The sequence below is a fragment of the Robiginitalea aurantiaca genome (genome assembly GCF_030380815.1).
Taxonomy (GTDB): Bacteria; Bacteroidota; Bacteroidia; order Flavobacteriales; family Flavobacteriaceae; genus Robiginitalea; species Robiginitalea aurantiaca.
In genome coordinates, this window is sequence record NZ_JAUDUY010000003.1 from 192935 (window position 1) to 219795 (window position 26861).

24 protein-coding genes are annotated in these 26861 nt (G+C 46.6%); 15 read left to right on the forward strand and 9 right to left on the reverse strand.

Annotated elements, in window-relative coordinates; translation table 11 throughout:
* Nucleotides 1–64 precede the first annotated feature (64 nt).
* The 4 genes from QU605_RS07290 to QU605_RS07305 are packed head-to-tail and all read right to left on the reverse strand — an operon-like array spanning nt 65 to nt 3536.
* Entirely contained in the window at nt 65–544 is a 480-nt protein-coding gene (locus QU605_RS07290; RefSeq protein WP_289724626.1) for a c-type cytochrome, read from the reverse strand.
* 45 nt (nt 545–589) lie between these two features.
* On the reverse strand, nt 590–1552 hold the full coding sequence (locus tag QU605_RS07295; protein WP_289724627.1) for a YheT family hydrolase: 963 nt from the start codon (nt 1550–1552) through the stop codon (nt 590–592).
* On the reverse strand, nt 1552–2553 hold the full coding sequence (locus QU605_RS07300) for a bestrophin family protein (RefSeq protein WP_289724628.1): 1002 nt from the start codon (nt 2551–2553) through the stop codon (nt 1552–1554). The genes QU605_RS07295 and QU605_RS07300 overlap by 1 nt, the downstream gene beginning before the upstream one ends.
* An 11-nt stretch (nt 2554–2564) precedes the next feature.
* Complete coding sequence (locus QU605_RS07305) at nt 2565–3536, reverse strand: NAD(P)H-dependent flavin oxidoreductase (RefSeq protein WP_289724629.1); 972 nt, start codon at nt 3534–3536, stop codon at nt 2565–2567.
* Between the two features lie 103 nt (nt 3537–3639).
* Between QU605_RS07305 and QU605_RS07310 the strand changes: the two genes are divergently transcribed.
* Complete coding sequence (locus QU605_RS07310; RefSeq protein WP_289724630.1) at nt 3640–4116, forward strand: acyl-CoA thioesterase; 477 nt, start codon at nt 3640–3642, stop codon at nt 4114–4116.
* On the opposite strand, the gene QU605_RS07315 is transcribed toward QU605_RS07310, so the two are convergent.
* Together QU605_RS07315 and QU605_RS07320 are read right to left on the reverse strand one after the other, a co-directional pair.
* Entirely contained in the window at nt 4088–4993 is a 906-nt protein-coding gene (locus QU605_RS07315) for a DMT family transporter (protein WP_289724631.1), read from the reverse strand. The genes QU605_RS07310 and QU605_RS07315 overlap by 29 nt on opposite strands.
* Nucleotides 4990–5343, reverse strand: coding sequence for an arsenate reductase family protein (locus QU605_RS07320; protein ID WP_289724632.1), 354 nt, complete (start codon nt 5341–5343; stop codon nt 4990–4992). Before QU605_RS07320 ends, QU605_RS07315 begins: the two co-directional genes overlap by 4 nt.
* Nucleotides 5344–5427: 84 nt before the next feature.
* Here QU605_RS07320 and QU605_RS07325 point away from each other — a divergent pair, with 84 nt between their 5' ends.
* Nucleotides 5428–5892 (forward strand): DinB family protein, encoded by a 465-nt coding sequence (locus QU605_RS07325; RefSeq protein WP_289724633.1) that lies wholly within the window; start codon nt 5428–5430, stop codon nt 5890–5892.
* A gap of 6 nt (nt 5893–5898) precedes the next feature.
* Here QU605_RS07325 and QU605_RS07330 read toward each other — a convergent pair whose 3' ends face one another.
* Nucleotides 5899–6636, reverse strand: coding sequence for a DUF3298 and DUF4163 domain-containing protein (locus QU605_RS07330; RefSeq protein WP_289724634.1), 738 nt, complete (start codon nt 6634–6636; stop codon nt 5899–5901).
* A 112-nt stretch (nt 6637–6748) separates the two neighbouring features.
* Here QU605_RS07330 and QU605_RS07335 point away from each other — a divergent pair, with 112 nt between their 5' ends.
* The 4 genes from QU605_RS07335 to QU605_RS07350 all read left to right on the forward strand — a co-directional run bounded on the left by QU605_RS07335 (nt 6749) and on the right by QU605_RS07350 (nt 12608).
* A complete protein-coding gene (locus QU605_RS07335) occupies nt 6749–7909 on the forward strand; it encodes a cystathionine gamma-synthase (RefSeq protein ID WP_289724961.1) in 1161 nt (386 codons plus the stop codon).
* Nucleotides 7910–8042: 133 nt separating this feature from the next.
* Nucleotides 8043–9386, forward strand: coding sequence for an NADP-specific glutamate dehydrogenase (gene gdhA, locus QU605_RS07340; protein WP_289724962.1), 1344 nt, complete (start codon nt 8043–8045; stop codon nt 9384–9386).
* Between the two features lie 89 nt (nt 9387–9475).
* A complete protein-coding gene (recO, locus tag QU605_RS07345) occupies nt 9476–10195 on the forward strand; it encodes a DNA repair protein RecO (protein ID WP_289724635.1) in 720 nt (239 codons plus the stop codon).
* A complete protein-coding gene (locus tag QU605_RS07350) occupies nt 10179–12608 on the forward strand; it encodes a TonB-dependent receptor (protein ID WP_289724636.1) in 2430 nt (809 codons plus the stop codon). Before recO ends, QU605_RS07350 begins: the two co-directional genes overlap by 17 nt.
* A gap of 58 nt (nt 12609–12666) precedes the next feature.
* On the opposite strand, the gene QU605_RS07355 is transcribed toward QU605_RS07350, so the two are convergent.
* Complete coding sequence (locus QU605_RS07355; RefSeq protein WP_289724637.1) at nt 12667–12939, reverse strand: hypothetical protein; 273 nt, start codon at nt 12937–12939, stop codon at nt 12667–12669.
* A gap of 188 nt (nt 12940–13127) precedes the next feature.
* Here QU605_RS07355 and ileS point away from each other — a divergent pair, with 188 nt between their 5' ends.
* The 4 genes from ileS (at nt 13128) to QU605_RS07375 (ending at nt 18278) form a co-directional block, all read left to right on the forward strand.
* A complete protein-coding gene (ileS, locus tag QU605_RS07360) occupies nt 13128–16529 on the forward strand; it encodes an isoleucine--tRNA ligase (protein ID WP_289724638.1) in 3402 nt (1133 codons plus the stop codon).
* 4 nt (nt 16530–16533) lie between these two features.
* Entirely contained in the window at nt 16534–16917 is a 384-nt protein-coding gene (locus QU605_RS07365; protein WP_289724639.1) for a TraR/DksA family transcriptional regulator, read from the forward strand.
* Nucleotides 16877–17572, forward strand: coding sequence for a hypothetical protein (locus QU605_RS07370; RefSeq protein ID WP_289724640.1), 696 nt, complete (start codon nt 16877–16879; stop codon nt 17570–17572). Before QU605_RS07365 ends, QU605_RS07370 begins: the two co-directional genes overlap by 41 nt.
* A gap of 73 nt (nt 17573–17645) precedes the next feature.
* Complete coding sequence (locus QU605_RS07375) at nt 17646–18278, forward strand: lipoprotein signal peptidase (protein ID WP_289724641.1); 633 nt, start codon at nt 17646–17648, stop codon at nt 18276–18278.
* On the opposite strand, the gene QU605_RS07380 is transcribed toward QU605_RS07375, so the two are convergent.
* Nucleotides 18263–18823 (reverse strand): 5-formyltetrahydrofolate cyclo-ligase, encoded by a 561-nt coding sequence (locus QU605_RS07380; protein WP_289724642.1) that lies wholly within the window; start codon nt 18821–18823, stop codon nt 18263–18265. The genes QU605_RS07375 and QU605_RS07380 overlap by 16 nt on opposite strands.
* A gap of 478 nt (nt 18824–19301) precedes the next feature.
* Here QU605_RS07380 and uvrC point away from each other — a divergent pair, with 478 nt between their 5' ends.
* The 5 genes from uvrC to QU605_RS07405 all read left to right on the forward strand — a co-directional run bounded on the left by uvrC (nt 19302) and on the right by QU605_RS07405 (nt 26858).
* Nucleotides 19302–21092 carry an excinuclease ABC subunit UvrC gene (gene uvrC, locus QU605_RS07385; protein WP_289724643.1) on the forward strand — a complete coding sequence of 597 codons (1791 nt, stop codon included), beginning with the start codon at nt 19302–19304 and terminating at the stop codon, nt 21090–21092.
* A gap of 14 nt (nt 21093–21106) precedes the next feature.
* Nucleotides 21107–23368: a patatin-like phospholipase family protein gene (locus QU605_RS07390; protein ID WP_289724644.1), complete on the forward strand. Its 2262-nt coding sequence runs from the start codon at nt 21107–21109 to the stop codon at nt 23366–23368.
* A 201-nt stretch (nt 23369–23569) separates the two neighbouring features.
* On the forward strand, nt 23570–24712 hold the full coding sequence (gene hppD, locus QU605_RS07395; protein WP_289724645.1) for a 4-hydroxyphenylpyruvate dioxygenase: 1143 nt from the start codon (nt 23570–23572) through the stop codon (nt 24710–24712).
* A gap of 416 nt (nt 24713–25128) precedes the next feature.
* A complete protein-coding gene (locus QU605_RS07400; RefSeq protein WP_434967920.1) occupies nt 25129–25884 on the forward strand; it encodes a DUF3108 domain-containing protein in 756 nt (251 codons plus the stop codon).
* An 8-nt stretch (nt 25885–25892) separates the two neighbouring features.
* Nucleotides 25893–26858 (forward strand): tryptophan 2,3-dioxygenase family protein, encoded by a 966-nt coding sequence (locus tag QU605_RS07405; RefSeq protein ID WP_289724647.1) that lies wholly within the window; start codon nt 25893–25895, stop codon nt 26856–26858.
* Nucleotides 26859–26861: the final 3 nt, after the last annotated feature.

Here is a 26861-nt window from a genome sequence, read left to right on the forward strand (position 1 = left end):
AGGGACAACAAAAAAACCGGGCACGACAAGTGCCGGCCCGGTTTTTTGTAAAAGTATCGAACGCTTACAGGGTTCTCAGGTATTCAGCCAGGGCCCGGGCATCTGCTTCAGAAAGATTCTGATTGAGCATAATGGCTCCGTTATATTCCTCGAGCAGTGCTTTTGCTATGGGGTCCTCTTTAAGCATCCCATCGGGATTGAGAATCATATTCATCACCCATTCCGGACTTCGGCGGGTATAGACCCCAGTGAGGTCAGGTCCGATCATCCGCTGTCCGACCATATGACAAGCGGTGCAAATCATTTGATATTTTGTCTCCCCGGCCTTGGCAAGTTCCATATCAATTTCTTCTCCGAAATCTACAGAAGTTATGGGACCTACCCCCTTATTATCGAGGTCTACGGGCACGCTTTCAGCGGCTGATGCCTGTACTTCCTCTGTTTTGGAACGATTCATCTCAAAACCGTCTTTTTTTGTTTCTTTCTTTTCGCCACATCCGAAAAGAAGCATCGTGATTGCAATACCTGAAAGGATTCGTTTCATAAGCTCTGATTTCTTAACTGAGCCCCTAATATAGTAAATAGCGGATTACTTCACGAAACTCAGGAATTCCAGACTCCTCTTTTCACTGTAGTAATAGCTTCCAGCAGTCACAAAACCCACGTGGCCACCGAAACGGGGACTTTCAAAATGAACATAGGCATGGTCCCTGCAGCGTTCTTCCGGATAGCATTTTGCGCCCAGGAAAGAATCATTTTTGGCATTCAGCAAAAGGGTGGGCGTAGCAATGCTTTCGATAAATTGGAGACTGCTGCACTTTTGATAGTAATCCAGGGCATCTTTAAACCCATGTGCCCGACTCGTATAGATGTCGTCAAAATCCTTCAGGCTCTTAATCTGATCGACACCCCCCTGATCTAAGGCGTCCGGAAAACGACTTTGTTTCTCAGCAACTTTTTCGCGCAGGGATTTAAGAAAACGCTGGGCATAGAGCCAGTTTGCAGGTCGGTTGAGTTGAATCAGGGAATCGTGCAGATCACAGGGGACCGAGATCACTGCGGCCGCGGTAATGTGCCGGGTAAGTTCTGATCGTTCTCCCAGAAACTTCAGGATCAGATTACCACCAAGACTAAATCCTTTCAGAAAAATCTTTTCGTAGTCATACCTTTTGAGAATATGTTGAAGTACAGCACTGAGGTCCTCAGTGGCACCGGAATGGTAGGAGCGAAATCTCAGATTGGGCTCCCCGCTGCATCCCCTGAAATTTACAGCACAGACATCGTAGCCATTTTCGCTAAAGATTCCTGCGCTACCCAGCATATAGGGGCGTTGCGCATTTCCTTCCAGCCCATGTAAGAGCAGGATAAGGCGATCCCGCGGCTCATCCTTACGAGTCCAGTCAAGGTCCAGAAAGTCCCCATCGGGTAAAATCAGGCGCTCTCGCTCCTGTCCTGGCTTTACAGGTTTACGCAGGAGGGCCGAGTAAATGGTTGAGGCGTGGCCATTCCGAAAGGGAATGGAAGGCTTGAAATCAGATGAAATCAGAGGCATCAGTACAAAATATTGTTTTTTGGCGCGATCTTTTCAGGAAGGGATTCTTCATCGAGCATATCCTTCAAATCGATTTCAATGGTTCGACAAATAGCCGTCATGGCTACATCGTTGAATCTTCCTTCAAAAGGATCTTCACTATTACTCCCAACCTTGTCCATGGTGATAAAAATCCAGGACAGGAGGACAGAAAGTGAAATGGCTGCCAATTCCATCCATATTCGGGCTGTACCCGACAATGAATTGAATTCTTCATCAAAAGCATTCAACAGCCCAAAGGGTAGTAGCAGTACAAAAATCCAGGCAAAAACCGTCCCGAAATAAGAGTATTGTCTTGGGAAGGGAGTGTTTTTAATACGCTCACATCCGCCTTGCTGATTGTACATTTCCTCCATCAGGTGATGAAGGAGTAATTTGTCAAATTCAGAGATCCGCTTCTGGCTGAGCAATTGTTCAAGATGAAGGGCCTGATTTTTTATAAGGTGCGTGGCTGCATTCTTTCGGGACTCCAGGGATTTTAATTCGGCTTCAGAAATAAAGGGTTCAAGTACTTTCTCCAGGGAGGATTCCTCTTGAAACACTTCGATTATACGCTTAAAGGATCGCCTGGGTTTCATGGAGAAAGTACTGGGTCTTCTCAACTGTATTCTCAGGGCATTGATCCAGGCCAGGTGCCGGTATATCAAAATCTTTTTGTCTTCCTCGCTTTCCTGTACAAGGCTCAGTACCTGGGTAGCCCATGTTCTGGAGTAATTCACAATAGACCCCCATATCTTGCGGGCCTCCCAGAAACGATCATAGCTCTGGCTGTTCTTAAAACCGAGATAAAAGGATACAGCGATTCCGATTACGGAGAGCGGCTCAAAAGCGATAGAAATAAAGGTCCACCCCTGATAATAATACAGGTAGAAAATGAACGAGGTCCAAACCGTAAAAAACACAAGGTTTTTCCAGGTACCCAAAATTATGGGTATTACCCCCATGTTCCTCTTAACATACATACAACCTGCGGTTAACGGTAGTGATCCAATACAGCGGCTTGGGATTCCAATGCTTCAAGGAACTCTGTGCGAAGGCGTTCGACGAGTTCACCGACTGGCAAAACATCTTTTATCGTGGCTACCCCCTGCCCTGCAGACCAGATTGTTTTCCAAGCCTTTGCCTCTGTGTCGAGTTCTTTTCCAAAATCGATTTTGACATCCTTCTTAAGGTCTTCTTCAGAAAGTCCGGCCGCCCTGAGACTCGGCCCCAGGAAATTGGCATGAACCCCTGAAATTGCTGCAGTATAGACAATATCACTTGCTCCCGCCTCGATGATCATATCCCGGTATTCCGGAGGAGCTGCACTTTCTTCAGTGTTTATAAACCGCGTCCCCATATAGGCGAGGTCCGCACCCATCTGAAGTGCTGAGGCTACATCGCGCCCGGTACTGATGCAACCCGAAAGGATGAGGGTTTTGTCATAAAAACTGCGTACTTCGGCAATCAGCGACATCGGATTCATGATCCCTCCATGTCCCCCCGCTCCAGCTGAAACGAGAATGAGCCCATCCACACCGGCCTGAGCCGCTTTTTCGGCGTGTCTCTTTTTGATGATGTCGTGAAAGACCAGTCCGCCATAACTGTGGACCGCATCTACCACTTGGGAGACGGCACCAAGGGAGGTGATAATCAAAGGCACTTTATGTTTGACGCATAGTCTTAAATCGGCCTCCAACCTGGGATTCGAAGGGTGTACTATAAGGTTGACTCCAAAGGGTGCAGGAGTTTTGCCCGTTTCCTTTTTAAAGGCTTCAAGGGCTTCTGAAATTTGAATTAACCAGGCTTCAAAGCCTTCACTACTTCGTTGGTTTAGTGCCGGAAAGGTACCTACGATGCCATTCTTACAACAGGCGATCACGAGTTCCGGGTTGGAAATCAGGAACAGGGGCGCTGCAATAATTGGCAGGTCCAGGGTGCTTATAAAGGCGGGTTTCTCACTCATGGGAATATATTATAGGGCTAAAAATAAGGATAAAATAAAGGGCAGCGGAAAAACGGTTTTTAAATTCAACGTATTTTTGACGTTTTCTCAATGCGATAGGATTATGTACTTGAAACCCGTAGAAATTCGATGGAATGACCTGGATGCGAACCGCCATTTGGGCAATACTGCCTTTATCAGCTTTATGAGTCATACCCGGATGGCTTTTTTTCACGATCTCGGCTTTAACCTGGAGTACCTTAATTCTAATGATATTGGCCCCATCGTATTTTACGAACACGTCTATTATCTCAAGGAAGTGTTGCCGGGAAATCCGGTTCAGGTTTCCCTGGAAATCACAGGGTTGAGCGAAGACGGGATGTTTTTTGAATTTCACCACAACATCTACAACCACCAGGGCAAGCAGGCAGCACACGCCCAGCTCATGGGCGCCTGGATGAATCTTACCTCACGCAAGCTTACCTGCCCTACCCCTGAGATGCAGGTAAAATTCAAAGACGTGGAAAAGGGAGCAGGCTTCAGGGTACTTACCAAAGAAGATACGCGACCGGTCAGGATTCCGAGGAAAGACCTGCCCTAGGGCGTTTGCTTACCAGGTAAACCCCAAAAAGCACGAGCAGGGTAGCCCCAAATGTCAGCAGGGATAATTTGTCTTTGCCCATAAGGAGGGCAAAGAGAATGCCTATAACGGGTTGCGCATAGACAAAAGCACTCACCGTGGACGCTTTCAACTCTGTCAGCGCAAAAACATTAAAGAGGTACGTCAGAAAAGTAGTTCCTATAATGACAAACGCTATGGCACCCAAACCTGCCGGGGGGATATCCATCCAGTTGATCTCCATAAACTGAGATACCGTAATTGGAAAGTTGATCGCGAAAGCAATTGTAAAAAGCCATTTCATCAGGGTGAAGGGATGATATTTTTCGATAAGCTTTTTAGCCAGTATGAGATACAGGCCGTAGCTGGTCGCATTGACGATAAAAAGCGCATTGCCCAATGGAATATTGGGGGCGTTTACCTGTTCGCCTTCGTTCATAAAGATAAGTGCGAGCGCCCCTGCGAGCCCCATAAGTATTCCCAACACTTTAATGCGGGTTACTTTTTCGGCGATTAAAAAAACGGAAAGTACCGTAACAATAATCGGGGTAATCGTGACGAGGACCGAACTGTTGATTGGGGTGGACAATTCCAGACCCTTAAAGAAGGCTAGCATATTGATGACCATCCCAAAAAGAGAACAGAGCAGGAGCCGGCCCCAGTCTCGTTTTTCAATGCGTTCTTTGGGGCCGAAAATGGAAATGAACCAGAACAGGATGGCCGCTCCGCTAACCCTGAGAAAAATAAAGCCAAACGCCCCGACATGGTGTGGCATTACACCCTTGGCAATGGTATGATTCAGGCCGTAAATGGTGGTGGCCCCTATGGCCGCCAGGATGGCTAGGGTTCTTTTGCTCAAGAGTGAAGGGCTTCTTTGGCAGCAGCCACGGTTTTGGCAGCATTTCCAACAAAAATCTGATTTTCAAGGACGGTTACCGGTCTTTTCAGAAAGGTATAGTGTTCCAGGATTAGTCTTTTGTAATCCGGTTCACCCAGGGCCTGATTTTTCAGGTTCCGTTCCTTATAGAGTCGTGCACGCTTGCTGAAAAGGGCCTCATAACTGCCCGCGAGATCCCGCATTATTTCCAGGTCTGCCGCGGTAATCGGATCGGATTTAATATCCTGCATGATGAAGTCTCCTGGGAGCGCCAGTTCATTTAGAATGCGCTTGCAGGTGTCACAGGTACTTAGGTAATAGAATTTTTTCATAAGACCAATATCATTGCCCAGTGTTTCTCGGTTTCAAAAGTAAGGTTTAATTTAGAAGCAAAATACCGCTAAACCCCATTCAAAATGAAGGCCGAATTTATTTTTCAGACGATGAAGCGTCACCGGAAAAATCTGGTAAAAATTCTCGAGAATACTTCCGAATCAGACCTTGAATGCATCCCGGAAGGCTTTCGGAATAATATCTGGTGGAATATCACGCATTTGCTCGTAGTGCAACAACTTCTCTGTTATCGGTTGAGCGGTCTTCCCTTGTACATAGCGGAGGATATGGTTTCGGCCTATTCCAAAGGAACATTCCCTTCTGAATTACCGGGCCCTGAGTACCGGGCTGACGTTGCTCGATTGCTGGAGGAGACTGTGAACACTTTGGAAGCAGATTATAACAAGGGCTCGTTCAATGAGTACAATACCTATACGACCAGTGCTGGTTTTGTCCTTACCTCCATAGACGAGGCACTGCAATTTAACCTCTATCATGAAGGCCTTCATCTGGGAATCATCCTGTCCCTTATGAAAGTGATCCGGTAGGGAGGATCAATTCCCGCCTTTTTTCAGATAGGGAAGGCCTTCCTCTATCGGGATTTCGATTATCAGCGCTCCGTCTGCATAGGATGCGGCTTCGTAGGGATTGTAGTGCAATACGATACGCTCAGCATCCAGGCCGATGTTCTCGGGAAGCTTAAATTTATTTTCTTCAAACATGAATCCCGTGCTGTTAATAGGGGCTTCCATGGGGATATCATATTTTTTGCGAAAAGCGCTTTCTGCTAATTCCGAAAATTCGTCTGGATTTCTTAATAATTGGGAGCCCGGGAGTTCTTCCCCGGTTTCTCTGTCGAAGTTCAGGTAGGCCGTACCCCCATATCCGTGGGCCCCGCCTGTAAAAATGTATTTGTCCAGTTTAATGGTTAAAACATCCGGACCATCATAAGATGTAGTTCCCTCAACACTTGCTTCCCACCCGGTCAATTCCTCCGGGAATTCACTTTGTACAAACTGAAATCCTTTTGTAAAGGCTTCTATTGCGCCTGGAATATCCGCGGCATTATTCTCCCTGTCAAAGTCCAGTAATTCAATGATCTCCTCCCTGATCACCCGGTTTATAGACTTTCCCAATGCGGTTTTTTCACTTGCCTCGGGTACGGAAATGTGCACTACCGGACAGTCCTTGCAATCGGCTCCCTGGTATTCGCGCATTTTCAGCTCTGTAGTAGATTCTGAAGCGCAACTAAATAGCAAAAAAAGGATACAGATTGGAATTACTCTTTTCATAGATACTGGAATGAGCGCCAAAGATACGCACTCCGGACAAAAACTCATTTTCACAGAAGGAGTTGTAAACGCAGTGGAATCCGAATACCTTTGTCCCAACAATTTTCGACCCATGAAAAAGCAACTGAGATTCAACAGCAATACAATTCACGGCGGGCAGGAGCCCGACAAAGCTTACGGAGCCGTTATGCCTCCGATTTACCAGACCTCTACCTTTGCCCAATCCACACCGGGAGGGCACAAGGGATTCGAGTATTCACGGAGTGGAAACCCGACAAGGCATGCTCTGGAGAAGAGCCTCGCGAGTATTGAAAATGGAAACTATGGCCTTGCTTTTGCAAGCGGTCTTGCCGCCATGGATGCGGTAATTAAACTTCTGAGTCCTGGAGATGAGGTGATTTCAACAAATGACTTATACGGGGGCAGTTATCGTCTTTTTCGAAAAGTATTTGAACCTTTCGGCCTGCATTTTCATTTTGTGGATATGCAGGATCCCAGCCATATAGTAGCGGCAATCTCCGAAAACACAAAACTCATTTGGGTGGAAACGCCTACAAACCCGATGATGAATGTTATTGACATTCGGGCTGTAGCGGATCTGGCCAAAAGGAACAACATCTTGCTGGCAGTTGACAATACCTTTGCAACACCCTATCTTCAGCAACCACTGGATCTGGGCGCTGATATCGTCATGCATTCTGCCACGAAGTATTTAGGGGGGCATAGTGACGTGGTCGCGGGAGCGCTGGTCGTCAGAGATTCCGATCTGGCAGACCGGTTGTATTTTGTACAGAATGCCAGCGGGGGCGTCTGTGGTCCCATGGACAGTTTCCTGGTCCTCAGGGGCATAAAAACCCTGCATGTGCGGATGCAGCGGCATTGTGAAAATGGCGCAAAAATAGCGGCGTTTCTGCGCGATCACCCGGCTATTGAAAAAGTGTATTGGCCCGGATTTGAGGATCATCCGAATCACGAGGTGGCCAAAAATCAAATGAATGGATTCGGGGGGATGATTTCCTTTGTTCCAAAAGGGGCAACGTATGAGGATGCCGTTAAAATTGTGGAATCCCTCGAAGTATTCACCTTAGCTGAATCTCTGGGGGGTGTGGAAAGTCTCGCAGGTCACCCCGCAAGTATGACGCATGCCAGTATTCCAAAGGAGGAGCGGGAAAAAAGCGGCGTTTCCGATGCCCTTGTACGCCTGAGTGTCGGTATCGAGGATGCAGAAGATTTAATTGAAGACCTCGGGCAGGCACTTTCTGCTCTTAATTAAGGGGATCAGGGAGCTGGAGATTGAAAAAAAATTGTCAAATTTTCATTAAAACAGGCTCTGAATTACGGGAAAGACATAATTTAGCTCATATTTTTTGAACCTGACAATTATCAACCAAAGCGCTATGTCTGAAATACACGCAAAAATCGAGGCTTTCATGGAGGAAGTCCGAAGTCGAAACGGGCACGAACCCGAGTTCCTTCAAGCCGTACAGGAGGTCGCGGAAACAACCATTCCCTATATCTCTCAAAACAAAATATACAACGGCAAGAATATCTTGCTGAGGATGGTCGAGCCAGAACGACTTATTTCCTTCAGAGTCTCCTGGATAGACGATAAAGGAGAGATCCACGTGAATCGTGGCTATCGGGTCCAGATGAATTCTGCTATCGGACCGTATAAGGGAGGCCTGAGATTTCACCCGTCGGTCAATGCGAGTATCCTGAAATTCCTGGCCTTTGAGCAGGTGTTTAAAAATAGCCTGACCACCCTGCCGATGGGTGGTGGAAAAGGAGGCTCCGATTTTGACCCAAAAGGAAAATCCGATGATGAGGTAATGCGGTTCTGCCATTCGTTTATGGCCGAATTATGTAGGCATATAGGCCCGAACACCGATGTTCCCGCAGGCGATATTGGCGTGGGAGCAAGAGAAATCGGATTCCTTTTCGGAATGTACAAGAAAATCCGGAATGAGTTTACCGGAGTGCTTACCGGTAAAGGTCTTTCCTGGGGGGGATCCAAAATCAGGCCTGAGGCCACGGGGTATGGAACGGTGTATTTTGCAGAGAACATGCTTAAGACACGTGATGAAACCATAGAGGGAAAACAGGTCGTTATTTCCGGTTCTGGCAATGTTGCCCAGTATGCCGCTGAAAAGGTTATTCAGCTGGGGGGCAGGGTACTAACCCTTTCTGATTCTGGCGGGTATATCCACGACAAGGACGGGATAGATGAAGAAAAACTGGCATGGGTTATGGACCTGAAGAATAACCGGAGAGGTCGTATTTCAGAATATGCCGAGAAGTATTCAGGTGCGACATACCATAAAGGAGAAACACCCTGGAGTGTCCCCTGTGATATTGCCCTACCCTGTGCTACCCAGAATGAGCTCGATGGGAAGGATGCGGAAAGTCTTGTTAAAAATGGTTGTATCTGCATCGCGGAAGGGGCGAACATGCCTTCAACTCCTGAGGCTATTCACGTCTTCAATGAGGCCAGGGTATTATTTGCTCCGGGCAAGGCCTCCAATGCAGGCGGCGTAGCTACCTCCGGTCTGGAAATGTCCCAGAATTCATTGAGGATCAGCTGGACCCGGGAGGAAGTAGACCAAAGGCTTCGGGGTATTATGGAGGATATCCACAGCTCGTGTATCGAATATGGTATGGAATCTGACGGTTATTGCAATTACGTTAAGGGCGCCAATATCGCTGGCTTTGTTAAAGTTGCCGATGCGATGCTGGCCCAGGGGGTTATATAGATTAATCGATTTATAGTTGAACTCCCGGACAACGCTGTCCGGGAGTTTTCTTTTTTATAACTGTATCTTTAGCGCAAAGCTCTTTCCCAGTGTCCCAAACGACCAAGGCTATTGTTCTTACCTCTCTAAAATACGGAGACAACAGCTTAATTGTCAAGCTCTTGACAGAAAAGGCAGGCTTGCAGTCATTTATGTTGAAGGGCATTTTAAAAAGCCGAAGGGGGCGACTGAAAGTAGCCTTTTTCCAACCTCTCACCCAATTGGAAATCGTCGCCAAAACCAATAAGCCAGGTACCCTCGGGTATGTCCGTGAAGCCTCAATAAGTTACGGCTATCATTCGATTCCCACAGATATTCGCAAAGGGGCCATCGCCTTATTTCTCGCAGAGGTCCTGTCGCAGAGCATACGAGAACAGGAGGCAGAGCCACAGATGTATCAGTATGTGGAAACCACCCTCCAATGGCTCGATCAGAACGAGGAAATTGGAAATTTCCACATACGTTTCCTCATTGGTCTGACGCGTTATCTTGGGTTTTATCCGGATCTAAGCACGACAGAAGGTGCATATTTTGATCTTGTCGAAGGCGCTTTTTGCAACGATGCATCCTGGAATCCATGTTTCGGAGGTCCTGAACTGGATTATTTTAAGAGGCTTTTAGGCACGAATTTTGATGCATTACACACCGTTAAGCTGAATCAAAATCAGCGAAAAATCCTGCTTGAAAACCTGGTTCGCTATTTTGAGATACATTTGCACGGTTTCAAAAAACCAAAGTCTTTAGTCGTTTTGGATGAAGTTTTTTCATAGGCAACTTACCCTTGCACTAATTGCAGTTTTTGGATTAATAGCGGGTCTTAGGGCTCAGCAGGCAGGGGTATTCGACCGGGAAACCGGCGAGCCTATATCAGATGTGGCAGTCTTTACGGAAGACCGCTCGGTCACCGCACTAACGGATTTTGATGGATATTTTGACCTTGGCCTTTTTCCCCAGGGCGTACGCATCGAGATACGTCACCTGTCGTATCAAACACGAATTCTCTCCCCTGAAGGGATTCGCCGCATGGGCGGTCGGATTCTATTGGCATCAAAACCAGAGCAGCTGCAGGAGATTGTGATCTCTATATCGAAGTGGGAACAACAAAAAAGGGATATACCCCAAAAAATTGAATCTATCAGTGCTGCGGAAATTGCCAAGGGGAACCCGCAAACGTCGGCCGATCTGCTGCAGCAGTCGGGAAAGGTATTCGTCCAGAAAAGCCAGTACGGTGGCGGTAGCCCGATGATTCGCGGGTTTGCTACAAACCGGGTTTTACTTTCTGTAGATGGGGTTCGGATGAATAATGCGATTTTCAGAGGGGGTAACATTCAGAATATCATTTCCATTGATCCCTTTTCGGTAAAGAATGTCGAGGTGCTCTTCGGTCCGGGATCTGTGATTTATGGGAGTGATGCCATTGGGGGGGTCATGAATTTCTATACCAAAACACCCAGGTATGCCCGTACAGACACCCTCGAGGTTCAGGGAAACGCAGCATACAGGACGGCAACAGCCTCCAAGGAGCAAACGGTTCATGGCGATATTGCATTGGCCAGTCAGAAGTGGGCCATGCTTACAAGTCTTACGTATAATTCCTTTGGCGATTTGCGAATGGGACTGCACGGGCCGGATTCTTATCTCCGGCCCGGTTATGTTGTCCGGGAGGATGGACAGGATGTCTACTGGCCTAATGAGGATCCAAGGACCCAGGTGCCTACCGGATACCAACAATGGAGTTTTATGCAAAAAGTGGGCTACCGGCCGAACAACAGCTGGTCCTTTGATCTGGGGCTGCATTACTCCCGTACCTCGGACTATCCGAGGTACGATCGGTTGATCCGACCTGCGGATAATGAGGCAGGGCTCAGATCAGCCGAATGGCAATACGGCCCGCAGATTTGGGGAATGGCTAACCTGCAGATGGCTCATAAAGGGACAAACACCTTTTACGACCGCTTAAAGCTGAGCGCCGCATACCAGTATTTCCAGGAAAGCAGAACCGACAGGAGTTTTCAGGACCCGATCCGATACGAAAGCAGGGAACAATTGGATGCCTATTCTCTAAATCTCGATTTTGAGAATCGGAAGATGGGGAATTTCAATCTGTTTTACGGGGCAGAATATGTTTTCAATGGGGTAGATTCAAAAGGCGAGGAGGAAAACATCAATACTTCTGAGCAGGTGCCCGGACCTTCGCGCTATCCCGACGATTCTTCCTGGCTGAGCCTTGCAGCTTACGTTAACAGTACGTATCGGTTAAAACCAAACCTGACCCTTCTGGCCGGGTTGCGGTACAGTCACTTCTGGATAGACGCAGATTTTGAACAGGATTTTTATCCGTTCCCTTTCGAAGATGCCCGTTTAAATAGCGGAGCGCTGACCGGAAGCCTTGGCCTGAGTTGGTTTCCTCATGAAAACACCCAGATTACGGCAAACACCTCAACGGGATTCCGGGCGCCAAACATCGATGATGTGGGTAAAATATTTGATTCTGAACCGGGCTCAGTGGTGGTTCCCAATCCGGATCTGCAGCCTGAATACGCCTATAATTTTGAAATAGGCCTGCGCCAGAATGTAGGGGACAAACTGGTTTTAAAAGGTTCTGCCTACTACACATACCTTTCCAATGCGCTGGTACGACGCGACTATACCTTTAACGGGCAGGACACCATTGTTTATAACGGGGTGCCGAGCAAAGTTCAGGCCATTCAAAATGCATCCAGTGCTTTTGTTTACGGTGTGGAATTTGGTTTTGATGCGACCCTTCATGAATTCTGGGCATTCAGGGGAAACCTGACGTTGGCCGAGGGCGAAGAGGAGGAAGCAGATGGCAACATTACGGCCGCCCGCCATGTAGCCCCCACTTTTGGAAACCTCGAATTGGCATGGGACAAATACCCCTGGCAGGCCGGGGTATTTATGAATTACAACGGGGAGATCCCTTTTGATGATCTGGCCTTGTCTGAGCGGGCGAAACCATTTATTTATGCTGAGGACGCCAATGGAAATCCCTATTCCCCCTCCTGGTATACATTGAACCTGCGTGCATCTTATACACTTTGGGACCGCTACCAGTTGACGCTTACCATGGAAAACCTGACCAATCAGCGATATCGCCCATATTCTTCCGGGATTGCTGCCGCAGGCTTTAATGTAATAGCCGGTTTCAATGTAAGGATATGACATAAAAAAACCCGTGCTTTTGGCACGGGTTTTTGGTTTAAGAAGTGTCTGGCTAATTTCAATTTTCGACGGTTTCTTCAACTTTCTTCTGCACATCTTCATTCATTTCTTCAATGGCTTCACCCGTTTTTTCAACGGCTTCTTCAGCCGCTTCCTCTACGGCTTCAGCAGCCTCTTCAGTGGCGTCTTTTACATCATCAGCGGCATCTTCCAAAGCTTCTTCAGTCTGAGCTGCGGCTTCTTTGGTTTTGTCGGCTGTTTCCCTGCAGGAAGCCAGCGTGAACAATAAGGTCATTGAAAGCATGATGGCAGATAGGATTCTTTTTTTCATGAGTATGAGATTTGGGTTAATACAAACGTTGTAATCATATACGCAGAAATATCCGTTACGGACTTTTCTGGCCGGGTTACAGAGGATGTTCACCCCTTCCCATTTCCTCTTTAAATGCCTGCAGGTTATCACTAAATTCATTAATTTTGCGCTCTTTAGAAAAATCAAGGACTCAATTCTGGAATTGGATGAAATTCGAAGAATACAAAAAGTTGGATCTCCCCGGGGTTGCTGAAGCTGTTTTAGATTTCTGGAAAACCGGAAACATCTTTGAAAAGAGCATCAGTACCCGAGAAGGGGGTACGCCTTTTGTTTTTTATGAAGGGCCTCCCTCAGCCAATGGAATGCCCGGAATTCATCACGTGATGTCCCGCACCATAAAGGACCTGTTCCCGCGCTACAAGACCATGAAGGGGTTTCAGGTTAAACGTAAAGCCGGGTGGGATACCCATGGACTTCCGATCGAGTTAGGGGTGGAAAAGGAATTGGGGATTACCAAAGAGGATATCGGTACAAAGATTTCTGTGGAAGCGTATAATGAGGCCTGTAAGAAGGCCGTCATGAGATATACGGATGCCTGGAATGAAATGACCGAAAAAATCGGGTACTGGGTAGACACAGAGGATCCTTATGTCACCTATGAGCCCAAATATATGGAGACCGTCTGGTGGCTGCTTAAGCAGATCTACGACAAGGGTCTCATCTACAAAGGGTATACCATACAGCCGTATTCCCCAAAAGCCGGAACAGGTCTAAGTTCACATGAACTCAACCAGCCCGGTACGTATCAGGACGTAACCGATACCACTGTAATCGCACAATTTGAGGCTATTCCAGAAACATTGCCCGACTTTTTAACGCGGGAATCCGGGCCGGTTTATTTCCTTGCCTGGACGACAACACCCTGGACACTCCCTTCGAATACGGCGCTTACGGTAGGTCCGAACATCGACTATGTCCTTGTTGAGACCTTTAACCAGTATACACACAGTCCCTCCAAGGTTATACTTGCCCGTACACTGATCAATAAAGTCTTCTCGGGAAAATTTTACGAAGTAGGATCAGAAGATGAGTGGCCTGCCTTCAAGGCCGGGGATTCTAAAATCCCTTTTCGGGTATTGCGTGAATTTAAGGGTTCCTCCCTTTTAGGGATTCGCTATCATCAACTATTGGATTACGCCCAGCCCTATGAAGGGGCCGAGGATGCCTTCCGGGTGATTTCCGGAAACTTCGTAACTACTGAAGATGGTACCGGTATCGTCCATACTGCCCCTACATTTGGTGCAGATGACATGCAGGTGGCTCAGGAAGCCGATCCACCCATACCCCCGTTGCTCGTCCTGGATGACTCCGGGAACCCCGTGCCACTTGTAGACCTTCAGGGCAGGTTCCGGCCTGAGATGGGCTCTCTGGGCGGGAAGTATGTCAAGAATGAATACTATGAGGAGGGGAAAGCACCGGAGCGTTCGGTAGATGTGGAACTGGCCATTCGCCTTAAGGAAGAAAACAAGGCTTTTAAAGTTGAGAAGTACGCCCACAGTTATCCGAATTGCTGGCGGACCGATAAACCCATTTTATATTACCCGCTGGATTCGTGGTTCATAAAGGTAACCGCGGTGCGCGATCGGATGTACGAACTCAATGGACAAATCAACTGGAAGCCCAAGGCTACCGGGACTGGCCGATTTGGGAACTGGCTTGCTTCAGCAAATGACTGGAATCTATCACGATCCCGTTATTGGGGTATTCCCTTGCCGATCTGGAGGACAGAGGACGGGCAGGAGATGACCATGATTGGGTCTGTTGAAGAACTCAAGGCTGAAATCACCAAAGCGATTGCTGCCGGATTTATGGAGGAAGACCCGTTTGAAGGGTTTGTGCCTGGTGATATGTCCGAAGCAAATTACAACCGGATTGACCTTCACAAGAATATAGTGGACCGCATTATTCTGGTGGCGCCTTCCGGTAAGCCCATGCGACGGGAAAGCGACCTTATCGATGTGTGGTTCGACAGCGGCTCCATGCCTTATGCACAATGGCACTATCCTTTTGAAAATCGGGAGTTCATCGATTCGGGCCGGTATTTTCCAGCAGATTTTATCGCTGAAGGCGTCGACCAGACCCGGGGTTGGTTTTATACACTTCACGCAATTGCTACGATGGTCTTTGATTCGGTAGCCTATCGAAATGTTGTTTCCAACGGGTTGGTGCTGGATAAGGACGGAAAGAAAATGTCAAAGCGGCTTGGCAATGCGGTCAACCCTTTTGAAACGGTCGATGAACACGGGCCGGATGCTACCCGATGGTATTTGATTTCCAATGCGAATCCCTGGGATAACCTCAAATTCGATATGGATGGGATTGTGGAGGTAAAACGAAAGTTTTTCGGGACGCTGTACAACACCTATTCCTTTTTTGCCCTGTACGCCAATATTGACGGATTTTGTTATCAGGAGGAAGAGATCCCAATTGAGCAGCGACCTGAAATCGATCGCTGGATTCTCTCGGAACTCAACACCCTGATCCTGGAGACTGACCGGGCTTTTGAAACCTATGATGCCACACGTGCGGCCCGAATGATTTCAGATTTTGTTCAGGAAAATTTGAGCAACTGGTACGTGCGGCTTTGCAGAAGGCGTTTCTGGAAAGGGGAATACGGTCCGGATAAGTTATCCGCTTACCAGACCCTTTTTACCTGCCTGAAGCGCGTCTCACAACTGGCAGCCCCAGTAGCTCCTTTTTTTATGGAGCAGCTCTACAGGGATCTTACATTGGCCACCGTTCAGGAAAAGTCCGAGAGTGTACACCTGTCGGATTTTCCAGAGTCCGACCCGGGATTGATCGATAAGGATCTGGAAACAAAAATGGCCAGGGCTCAGACGATCTCTTCCCTTGTGCTATCTATTAGGCAGAAAGAGCGGATTAAAGTGCGGCAACCCCTTCAAAAGATCATGATACCCGTCCTGGATTCCGGTGAGCGCCATGCAATTGAGGCTGTCGCAGATTTAATTAAATCTGAGGTCAATGTAAAGGAAATTGAATTGCTGGATGACGCTTCCGATATCCTGGTCAAACGAATCAAACCCAATTTTAAAACGCTGGGTCCTCGCTATGGCAGAGACATGAAGGCTATCGCCAGGGCCGTGGGAGAAATGGATCAGGATGATATCCAGAAAATCGAACGCGAGGGCGAAATTGTACTTGACCTTGAGGAGAAAAGTATTAAATTACACCTTGATGATGTTGAAATTAGCTCACAGGATATTGAGGGCTGGTTGGTCGCATCCTCAGGCCCTTTGACGGTAGCCCTGGATGTTACGATCGATGAAGCTTTGCGCAAGGAGGGAATTGCCAGAGAACTGGTAAACCGAATCCAGAACCTGAGAAAGGAATCAGGTTTGGAGGTAACGGATAAAATTGACGTTAAATTTTTAAAAAATGAAGCGGTCGAAGCGGCCGTATTGAGCAATTTGCAGTACATTAAATCAGAAACATTGACGGCTGACTTGGAGTTTCAGGACGAATTAATTGAAGGCACCGCCATAGATTTTGATGAAGTCAGCACGAAGTTGCTCATTCAAAAACACTGATGTTATGGGAGAAGATCTAAAAACGAGGTTTTCCGATAAGGACCTCGACGAGTTCAGAACAATTATTGAAGAGAAGATAGAGAAGGCCAAAAAACACCTGGACCTCCTCAGGAGTTCCTATATGAATGACGGCAATAATGGTACAGATGACACCTCGCCTACCTTCAAGGCTTTTGAAGAGGGGTCAGAGACCATGAGCAAGGAGGCGAATACACAATTGGCTATTCGCCAGGAAAAATTCATACGGGACCTGAAAAATGCGCTCCTCCGAATTGAGAATAAGACCTATGGTATTTGTCGGGTTACCGGAAAGCTGATTAACAAGGAACGCTTAAAGTTAGTTCCACATGCCACACTTAGCATTGAAGCAAAAAACATGCAGAAGTAATATCAAAAGCCCTTCGGGGCTTTTTTTAAACCCAGTTCTATGCCGGGCATTCTTCGCATGCTACATCCTGGGATGCGGCATCATCTATGGCCAGAAACAACTTACCAAAACCCTTCTGAACCCGGGCATCTCCTCTGTTAGTATAGATGGGACGATGTCCTATAAGTTAGAGTTGCAAACAGGCACTTCTAAAGAGGTAAGTGTTGAGGCCCAAATGGAAGGGGAGTACAGTCCGGATTTGATGGTGCTCTTCAGGGAATCCGGGACAACCCTCTTTATCGAAACTCGTTTTAGTCCTAATTTCGAAATGCCAAATGACAAACTCGGGGCGCACAAGGTGATTTCAATCAGCCTGAAGGTAACCGTGCCTGAAAATCAGGACGTATTCCTGAATGCGGCAAGTTGTCAGCTAACCACCTTCGGAGTGTTTAAAAACCTCGATATCGTTTTTAATGATGGCGGGTGTAATTTATCACACAGGGCCGAAAACACGGAAGTGCAGACGGGGTCCGCTCCCATTATAGCACATTTGAAATCCGGCGTGATCGAGGCCCGTTCTAAATACGGAGAAGTCCATATCGACCCGCTGCCGAGGGGCGATCATCACCTCAAACTGCACAGTACTCAGGGAAATATTTCTGTCCTTTCGCTCTGAAAGCAGGAGTGCCTCCCCTGGTGTCCGTACATTGGTATATAATCCCTATTTTTGACCGATTTAAACGAACTGGATGAATTTCAAGAAATCCCTCCTGCTGGTCGTTATCCTGCTCTTGGCAGATCAACTCAGCAAAATCTATATAAAAACCCACTTCGAACTCGGTGAATCGGTTGAAGTTTTTTCCTGGTTTAAGATTCTTTTTATTGAAAATGAAGGAGCTGCCTGGGGAACGAAACTCAGTGACATCCTTCCTTTATCTGAAAAAACCGGAAAGTTAATTCTCACCGTATTCAGGTTGCTTGCCATTGGGGGTATCGGATACTGGTTATGGGATATTTTGCGGAAAAATGCCAATACCACCCTCGTTGTTGCTGTGAGTTTGATTTTTGCAGGTGCTATTGGGAATATCATCGATTCCGTATTTTACGGACAGTTATTCAATCACAGTTACGGACAAATAGCCACACTCGGCTCCGACGATCCTTATGCAGGTCTGTTCTACGGAAAGGTAGTGGATATGCTTTATTTTCCAATGATCGATACCGTATGGCCGGATTGGATCCCCTTTGTCGGAGGAAAGGCCTTTCGCTTTTTTGAACCGGTTTTTAATATTGCAGATACAGCGATCAGTACCGGTGTTGGCATCTTGCTTGTTTTTAACAAGACCGCTTTTGAGAAGCGCGATAATCAGAAAGAAAAATAGCCCTTGGGGGTGACACAGCCGTTTAGCTTAATATCGGTTTTTTCGATATCTGTAATCGCGTCCACCGGATCGAAAAAACTCAACCCTATCTTTAAGGCATCAGGCCTGCACTGTGCGAGAAAACGGTCGTAAAATCCTCCGCCATACCCCAGGCGGTTTCCACCCCTGTCAAAACAGAGTAACGGAACAAAAATAACATCGATAAGGGTCGGATCCACGGGGAGTCCGGAAACCGGTTCAGGAATTCCGAGGGAACTCATTTTGAGCGCAGTCGCATCGGTAAGCAAGGTATGGGCGAGGTCCTGTTTTCCAATTACTTTTGGGACCACAACGTTTTTGTCTTTGCCCTGGAGTATAGTAAGTAAAAAGGAGGTGTCTACTTCTTTTTTTTCCGGTATACTCAGAAAAAGGTGATAAAAAAAACCGTCCCAGATTTGTAATCCAAGACAGTGATTCGCAATTTTTAAGCTTTCCGTTTCTATCTGAGAAGGGGAAAGTTCGTTTCGTTTTTGGAGATAGGTAAACCGAAGCTGTTTTTTTTTCATCGCTTCTGATTTAACCTAATACGCAGGGGAACGCAACTTCTTTAAAAGTTAATCTCTGGCCGAAACCGCCACATAAACTTTAAAGAAAAGCATCAGTATGAGATACATTCCCAAAGTGATGAGATAATTGTCCATAAGTTTTATTGCTTGAGGTCTAAATATAAAAGAATAACGCAAATTTTACCATAAACGGTATAATTTAATCGATGAAATGCACACATTTGACATTTTTTTAACTGGATCCCCTGATTTTAAAGGCGTCTTTAACACCTGTTTAAGAGGTCTAAATTGCTAAAAACAGTTTTCCTTTCCAGGTAATCCCAGAGGGGGCAGCGATTACAAATATTCGCTTTAAGGCTGCAAAAACCTTTCAGCAATGCGAATCGCCCCGGAGCTGTTTGTGTAAAGTCAGGAAAATTAGAGTTCTATCCGAGGCAAAGGACTTGGGCCTTATCTTTGAACTCAGTACAGTACCCCAATGGATGAGCTTACACTCGATATTCAACTAAAAACACTCCCCGAAAATCCGGGAGTGTATCAATTCTTCGATTCGGAGTCAAAAATTCTGTATGTCGGGAAAGCTGTAAATCTTAAAAAAAGAGTTAGTTCCTATTTCACCAAAACACATCAGAACGGGAAAACCCGTGTCATGGTTCGGAAGATCAGGTCCATTAAACACATAGTCGTTCCCACCGAATCCGATGCCCTTTTGCTGGAGAACAACCTGATCAAACGCCTCCAGCCGCGCTATAATGTCTTGTTGCGGGATGATAAGTCTTACCCCTGGCTTTGTATTAAGAACGAGCGATTCCCCCGCATTTTCCCCACCCGTAAGCGGATTAAAGACGGATCGGAGTACTTTGGACCTTACACCCAGATGCGGACCGTACGCGCCCTGCTGGACCTGATAAAAAGCGTATATCCCCTCAGAACCTGTAATTACGATCTTTCGGATGAAAAAATTAAGGCGGGAAAGTACAAGGTGTGCCTGGAATATCACCTTGGAAACTGCCTCGGGCCCTGCGAGGGTTTACAGGATGAAGTTTCATACCAGCAACAGGTTGCGGATATACGTGAAATTATAAAAGGCAATTTTCGTTCTTCCCTTCAGTATTTTCAAAATCGGATGAAGCAGCTGGCTTCTGAAATGAAGTTTGAGGAAGCGCAACAAATCAAAGAGAAAATAGAAGTCCTGGAGAATTACCAGTCCAAATCTACAGTGGTTCACCCGAAAATAACCAACGTGGATGTGTTTTCAATTATATCGGATGCCACCCACGCGTACGTCAATTACATGCAGGTAAGCCATGGCCTGGTAGTGCGTTCACACACGATGGAGATACGCAAAAAACTTCAGGAGGCAGATGAAGACCTTCTGGCACTGGCTATAGTGGATCTCAGAGAGCGTTTTGAATCGGAGTGCAAAGAGGTTTACCTGCCTTTTGCGGTGCCCCTTCCGGAGGGAATCAAAATTCACGTTCCCAAATTGGGGGACAAACGCAAGATCGTTGCCCTTTCAGAACGCAATGCCCGATTTTTTCGCCAGGAGCGCTTTAAGCAAATCAAGATTACAGATCCGGACCGGCACACCAGGCGTCTTATGGAGCAGATGAAACGCGATTTGCGCCTGTCTGAGGAACCAAGGCATATTGAATGTTTTGATAATTCAAATATTCAGGGGACCAACCCTGTAGCCGCCTGTGTGGTCTTCAGAGATGGGAAACCCTCAAAAAAGGAATACCGGCATTACAACATTAAGACCGTTAAAGGGCCTGATGATTTCGCCTCTATGGCGGAAGTGGTCCATCGTCGATACAGGCGTTTGGTAGAAGAAGGGGAAAGCCTGCCCCAGCTGATTGTTATCGATGGTGGCAAGGGACAGCTATCGGCGGCTCTGGAAAGTTTGGAAAGATTGGGACTCAGGGGGCAGATCGCGATCATCGGAATCGCCAAAAGACTGGAGGAAATCTACTTTCCACAGGATCCGATACCCCTCTATCTCGATAAGAAATCCGAAAGCCTGAGAATCGTTCAACAGCTTCGAAATGAAGCTCACAGATTCGGAATTTCGTTCCACAGAAAGAAACGAAGCAAAGCGGCCATTAATTCCGCCCTTGAAAATATCGAGGGTATTGGCGCCAAGACAGCCCAGCAATTGTTGCGAAAATTCAAGTCGGTAAAACGGATTCGGGAAAGTTCTGTAGAGGAGATAAGCGAAGTTGTAGGACCTTCAAAAGCCCGTAAAGTTTATGATAGTTTGCGCGAATAAAGTACCTTCACACAATGCGCTCTTTATGGATTTTATTGCTAATGCTACCGGTAGTGGCCAGCTCTCAGACCCCTGTAGATCAGGATGAGGATCTGAAAGTTGGGTTGGTGCTCAGCGGGGGTGGCGCAAAGGGTATGGCCCACATTGGCGCGTTAAAAATCATTGAGGAGGCCGGAATACGTATCGATTATATTGGCGGTACAAGTATGGGGGCCATTGTGGGTGCCCTTTACGCTTCGGGCTATTCGGCTGCACAGCTGGACTCCCTTTTCAGAAGCAATGATTTCAGTGTCCTTATCCAGGATCAATTGCCCAGGACCGCAAAACCTTTTTATGAGAAGGAGGCCGCAGCCCGGTATGCGCTTTCGCTGCCATTCAACAATTTTAAGGTGAGTATTCCCGCAGCCCTATCCGGGGGCCAGAATATTTACAATGAACTGGTGGAGGCGCTTTATCATGTAAAGGATGTATCCGATTTTAATGAGCTGCCCATCCCGTTTTTTTGTATTGCCACAGATGTTGAAACGGGGGAAGAAATAATGCTGGATCAGGGATACCTGCCCGAAGCCATTATGGCCAGCGGGACATTCCCTTCCCTTTTTATGCCAGCTGAGGTCGATGGCCGGATACTAATTGATGGTGGGGTTTTGAACAACTATCCCGTCGACCGTGTCCGGGCAATGGGTGCTGAACTGATCATAGGGGTGGATGTACAGCATGGTTTACGGGGACGGGAAGAGCTCAATTCTGCCACGGAAGTATTGTTGCAGATCAACAACTATCGGACGGTAGGTCAGATGGAGGAAAAGGCACTTAAAACGGACCTCTACATTAAACCCGATATGGATCGTTTCTCAGTGATCGATTTTGAGGCTTTGGATAGCATTGTTGCAGAGGGTGACCGGGCTGCCCGGGATAACTGGGAAGCCTTAAAGATTGTTGCGGAAAGACAGAAGTCGCAACCTGGCCGGCCGCGGATTCCCAAAGCAGTGGATTCCCTGACGATCAATCGGTTGATAATTCGCGGGAACAGTACGTATTCCAGGGGGTTTATTAAGGGGAAGCTTCGATTCGACCTTTCTGAAAAAATAGCCTTTGCGGATTTACAACAGGGGATTATCAACCTGGCTGCAACAGAAAATTTTTCCACCATCAGATATAAGTTGGTTTCTAACGGCCTGGGCGAAGACCTCATTCTTCATCTTCAGGAGAACCCTATTCAGTCTTACATCCGGTTCGGACTCCATTACGATGACCTCTATAAAACGGCGGGCCTGGTTAACTATACAAAGAAAAAATTGCTTGCGGATGACGATCTCGCCTCCCTCGATCTGATTCTTGGGGATCATATCCGGTACAAGGCCCAGTATTTCGTGGATAAGGGGAGTTATTGGAGTTTTGGGATTAATTCCAGGTACAACAGTTTTGATGAAGAAATTAACTACAGCCTGATACAACAAAATTTCAACACCCGGCAGAATTCGGATGTCAATGCCATTAATCTGGATGTTACAGACCTGACCAATCAAATTTATGTGCAAACCGTTTTAAAGGAGGAATTTGCTTTTAGCCTGGGTTTGGAACACAAGCTGCTAAAATACAGTACCCGAACCCTGAGTCAATTGCCGGATCAAGGAGGACCTTCAATCCCGGAAGATTCCGGAGAGCGCACCTATTTTGAAAACAGTAATTATTTCAGCGCTTTTGGAAAATTAACCCTTGACAGTTATGACAACGCGTATTTTCCAACTCGCGGACTTTATTTTGACGGGGATTTTCACCTCTATCTTTTTTCATCCGACTTCAATAATAATTTCGCAGAATTTTCCGTCGGAAAGGCACGTATGGGGGCGGCATTTCCGCTTTTTTCCAAATTGAGTCTCAACCTGGAAACTGAAGGTGGATTTAAACTCGGGGTTTCAGACGTAACCTCCCTTGATTTTGTCCTTGGCGGGTTTGGGGCACAAATGATCAATAATTTTGAGCCATTCCTTGGCTATGATTTCCTCAGCCTTTCCGGGAACAGCTATGTGAAAGCTTATGGCAGACTCGACTGGGAGTTTGCCCGGAAAAACCACCTCTTGTTTTCACTGAACTACGCCAATGTGGAAGATGATATTTTCCGAACCGGTGAGTGGTTTACCACCCCGGATTATTCCGGATATGGAATTGGATATGGCTGGGATTCGTTTTTTGGCCCCGTTCAGGTATCGTATTCCTGGTCGCCTGAAGGAGGTAATGATTTTCTTTTCTTCAGTATTGGATATTGGTTCTGAATCCCTGTTTGCACGAAGTATGAGCACTTCGGGGACTCGACGATTTTTCCGATATTTGTATAAAGTTTATACAATGATCGTACTGCGTCCGGATATCACCCCACACTTTCGCGCTATGTGGTAAGCAGGAACGGAAACATTCCTGACCTGCGGGATCTGAACCTGCAAAAAAAACGTACGAATCGAATTAAATACAGTATCATGTCATTAGTTGATAATACCTCATTAAAATTACCCAAGGAAAACCCTGAAGCTGAGGATTTCCTGCCCCTTCTGGGAACGGATCACGTTGAACTATACGTTGGAAATGCCAAGCAGGCTGCACATTATTATATGTCTGCCTGGGGGTTCCAACCCCTGGCCTATGCCGGGCTGGAAACCGGAAGTAAGGACCGTGTTTCTTACGTTCTGAAACAGGATAAAATCCGATTGGTATTAACCTCGCCGCTGAAACCGGGAGGAGATATTAACAGGCATATCGAACAGCACGGAGATGGGGTTAAGGCCATTGCCCTCTGGGTAGATGATGCAACCAAGAGCTATCAGGAAACGGTAAAGAGGGGAGCAAAGAGCTATTTTGAGCCTAAAACCATCAAAGATGATCAGGGCGAAGTTGTGTTGTCAGGGATCCACACTTATGGAGAAACCGTTCATGTTTTTGTCGAACGCTCCGGCTATGACGGGCCTTTTTTGCCGGGATACCGGACATGGGATCCCTATTACAAGCCAGAATCCATCGGCCTGAAGTACATAGATCATATGGTCGGGAATGTGGGCTGGAATGAGATGAATAAATGGGTTAAGTTTTATGCCGAGGTCATGGGATTCGCTCAGTTGATTTCCTTTGATGATAAAGACATTTCCACAGAATACACCGCTCTGATGAGTAAGGTTATGAGCAATGGGAACGGGCGCATTAAATTCCCGATCAATGAGCCCGCAGAAGGCAGGAGGAAATCTCAGATCGAGGAATATATTGAGTTTTATAATGGGGCAGGGGTTCAACACCTCGCCCTGGCAACAGATAATATTATCGAGACGGTTACCGCCCTTAAGAACCGAGGGGTGGAATTCCTCACTGTCCCCGCTTCCTATTATGAAGATGTTCTGGACAGGGTAGGGGAAATCGATGAAGATCTGGAACCGCTTAGCAAACTTGGAATTCTCATTGACCGGGATGATGAAGGATATTTGCTGCAGATTTTTACCAAGCCGATTCTGGACCGCCCAACGCTTTTTATTGAAATCATTCAGAGAAAAGGGGCTAAATCCTTTGGCAAGGGGAACTTCAAAGCGCTTTTCGAAGCTATTGAAAGAGAACAAGAGTCCAGAGGGACCCTTTGATGTTCGAGTTCTTAACGAATTCTGAAATTCTGGAAGAAAACAGATAAAAGAGTGTTAAGAGGGTAGTTAAAGTCCGTTAAAACGATGGAGTCTGCAGGAGGGATGCGCTATTTTTGAGATCAACAAGGGGTGGTTCCCTTGAAACTTTAAGTATTGGTTTTTCATAATTTAAAGTTTGGTTGGTTATTTAGGAAAAGCCCTGGTCGCCCGATCGGGGCTTTTTTTTACAACGCATGACTTTTTACAGTCAGAAACAGGTGTCTCTCGTGCAATAGAATGATGTAAACGCCAGTTATCTTATTGGATTTCACGTTCTGGCGATACCAGACAATCATATTTTCACCAAATTTGCCATGATGTTGGCTATGCGTCTTCTGATACTCCTGATTTTTTTTAACCTGAGCGTTTCCGGTCTTATGGCCCAGTTCCGCTCGGAACCCGTTGCGGTATTTAAAGAATCATCGTTTAAACCAGGAGAGTGGTTGAAATTCCGGGTTCATTACGGCATTTTCAATGCCAGTTACGCTACACTACATCTCACTTCCGATACTCTGGGCACTACACCGGTCTACCACGTTGTGGGCACAGGTAAAACAACCGGATTGGCCAGTATTTTCTTTAAGGTGGACGACCGGTATGAGAGTTATTTTGGGAGGACTGATGGGCGGCCCTATCGGTTTATTCGCAAAATAAATGAGGGGGGGTATACCCGCGATGTGGAAATCAATTTTGATTATACCCAAAAAAAAGCCTTCTACCACGATAAAAAGAAGGATGAAAAAATGCAGTTTGATATCGGGTATTCCATCCAGGACCTGATCTCGGCATTCTACTTTTTAAGAAATACCTATGAGGTTAGCGATCTTGTCATAGGGCAAAGCCTGAAGCTCAAAATGCTCTTTGACGATGATGGAATCCTCAATTTCCGCTTGAAGTTCCTTGGGGTTGAAACGCTCAAGACCAAATTTGGAAAAGTGGAATGCCTGAAATTTCGTCCGATCGTTCAGTCCGGAAGGGTTTTTAAAGAAGAGGAAAGTCTATCTTTGTGGGTGTCTAACGACAAAAACAAAATTCCCATACGCATTCAGGCAGATCTTATGGTAGGGTCTATTAAAGCGGATTTGGAAGCATACAATAGCCTGAAACACCAGTTCAAGATGATTATAGACTAGTCCGTCTTATGGAAGACAAAGCGCAAATCGAAAAGCAAATTCAACAGCTGGGTGAAAAATTCCGCGACTCCGGCCAGAATTTAAGCGCCTATCTCGATGGCCTGCTCTATCAACGCTACCTCACCTATTGGGATTACATCCGCCTGGACACCCTCTTAAGCCTGCAGGTACCCAGAACCCATTTCCCGGATGAGGAAATCTTCATCATGTACCATCAGATTACTGAACTTTATTTTAAACTGATTCTCCATGAACAGAAACAACTCGTGGAAGATACGTCGGGAAACCTGCAGACCTTTATTGAAAAACTCAACAGGATAAATAATTATTACAAGGCGCTCATTTCATCCTTTAGCATCATGGTCCGAGGGATGGAACCGGAGCAGTTTATGCGCTATCGGATGGCGTTGCTCCCCGCCAGTGGATTTCAATCTGCACAGTACCGGATGATTGAGATTTATGCGACACCCCTTGAATTTCTCGTGCATGCGTCGGAACGCGAAAAGTTTTCTCAGAACAACACCATCGAAGAACTCTACGAGCATATTTATTGGAAAAAAGGGGCTACGGAGCTGAAGTCCGGAGAAAAAACGCTGACCCTGAAACAGTTCGAAAAAAGGTATACGCCGCGCTTCCTCCGTATAGCACATCAGGTAAAGGGAAATACAATCTACCATAAATACTTAAATTTGCCGCCGGAAGAAAGGGATAATAAAGCGCTAAAGAGAGCGTTACAACTGTTGGACCTCAATGCCAATGTAAACTGGCCGCTGATGCATCTCGGCTCAGCTTACCGTTATCTGAACAGGAAAGCGCAGGAAATTGAGGCTACTGGAGGCACGAACTGGAAGAAATATCTTCCGCCGGGATTTCAGAAAATTGTTTTTTTTCCTGAGGTACACGATCGGGAAACTATTGAAAATTGGGGCAAACAATGGGTTGAGCACGGCCTTAACCCGGAAAAAAATCATTGACGA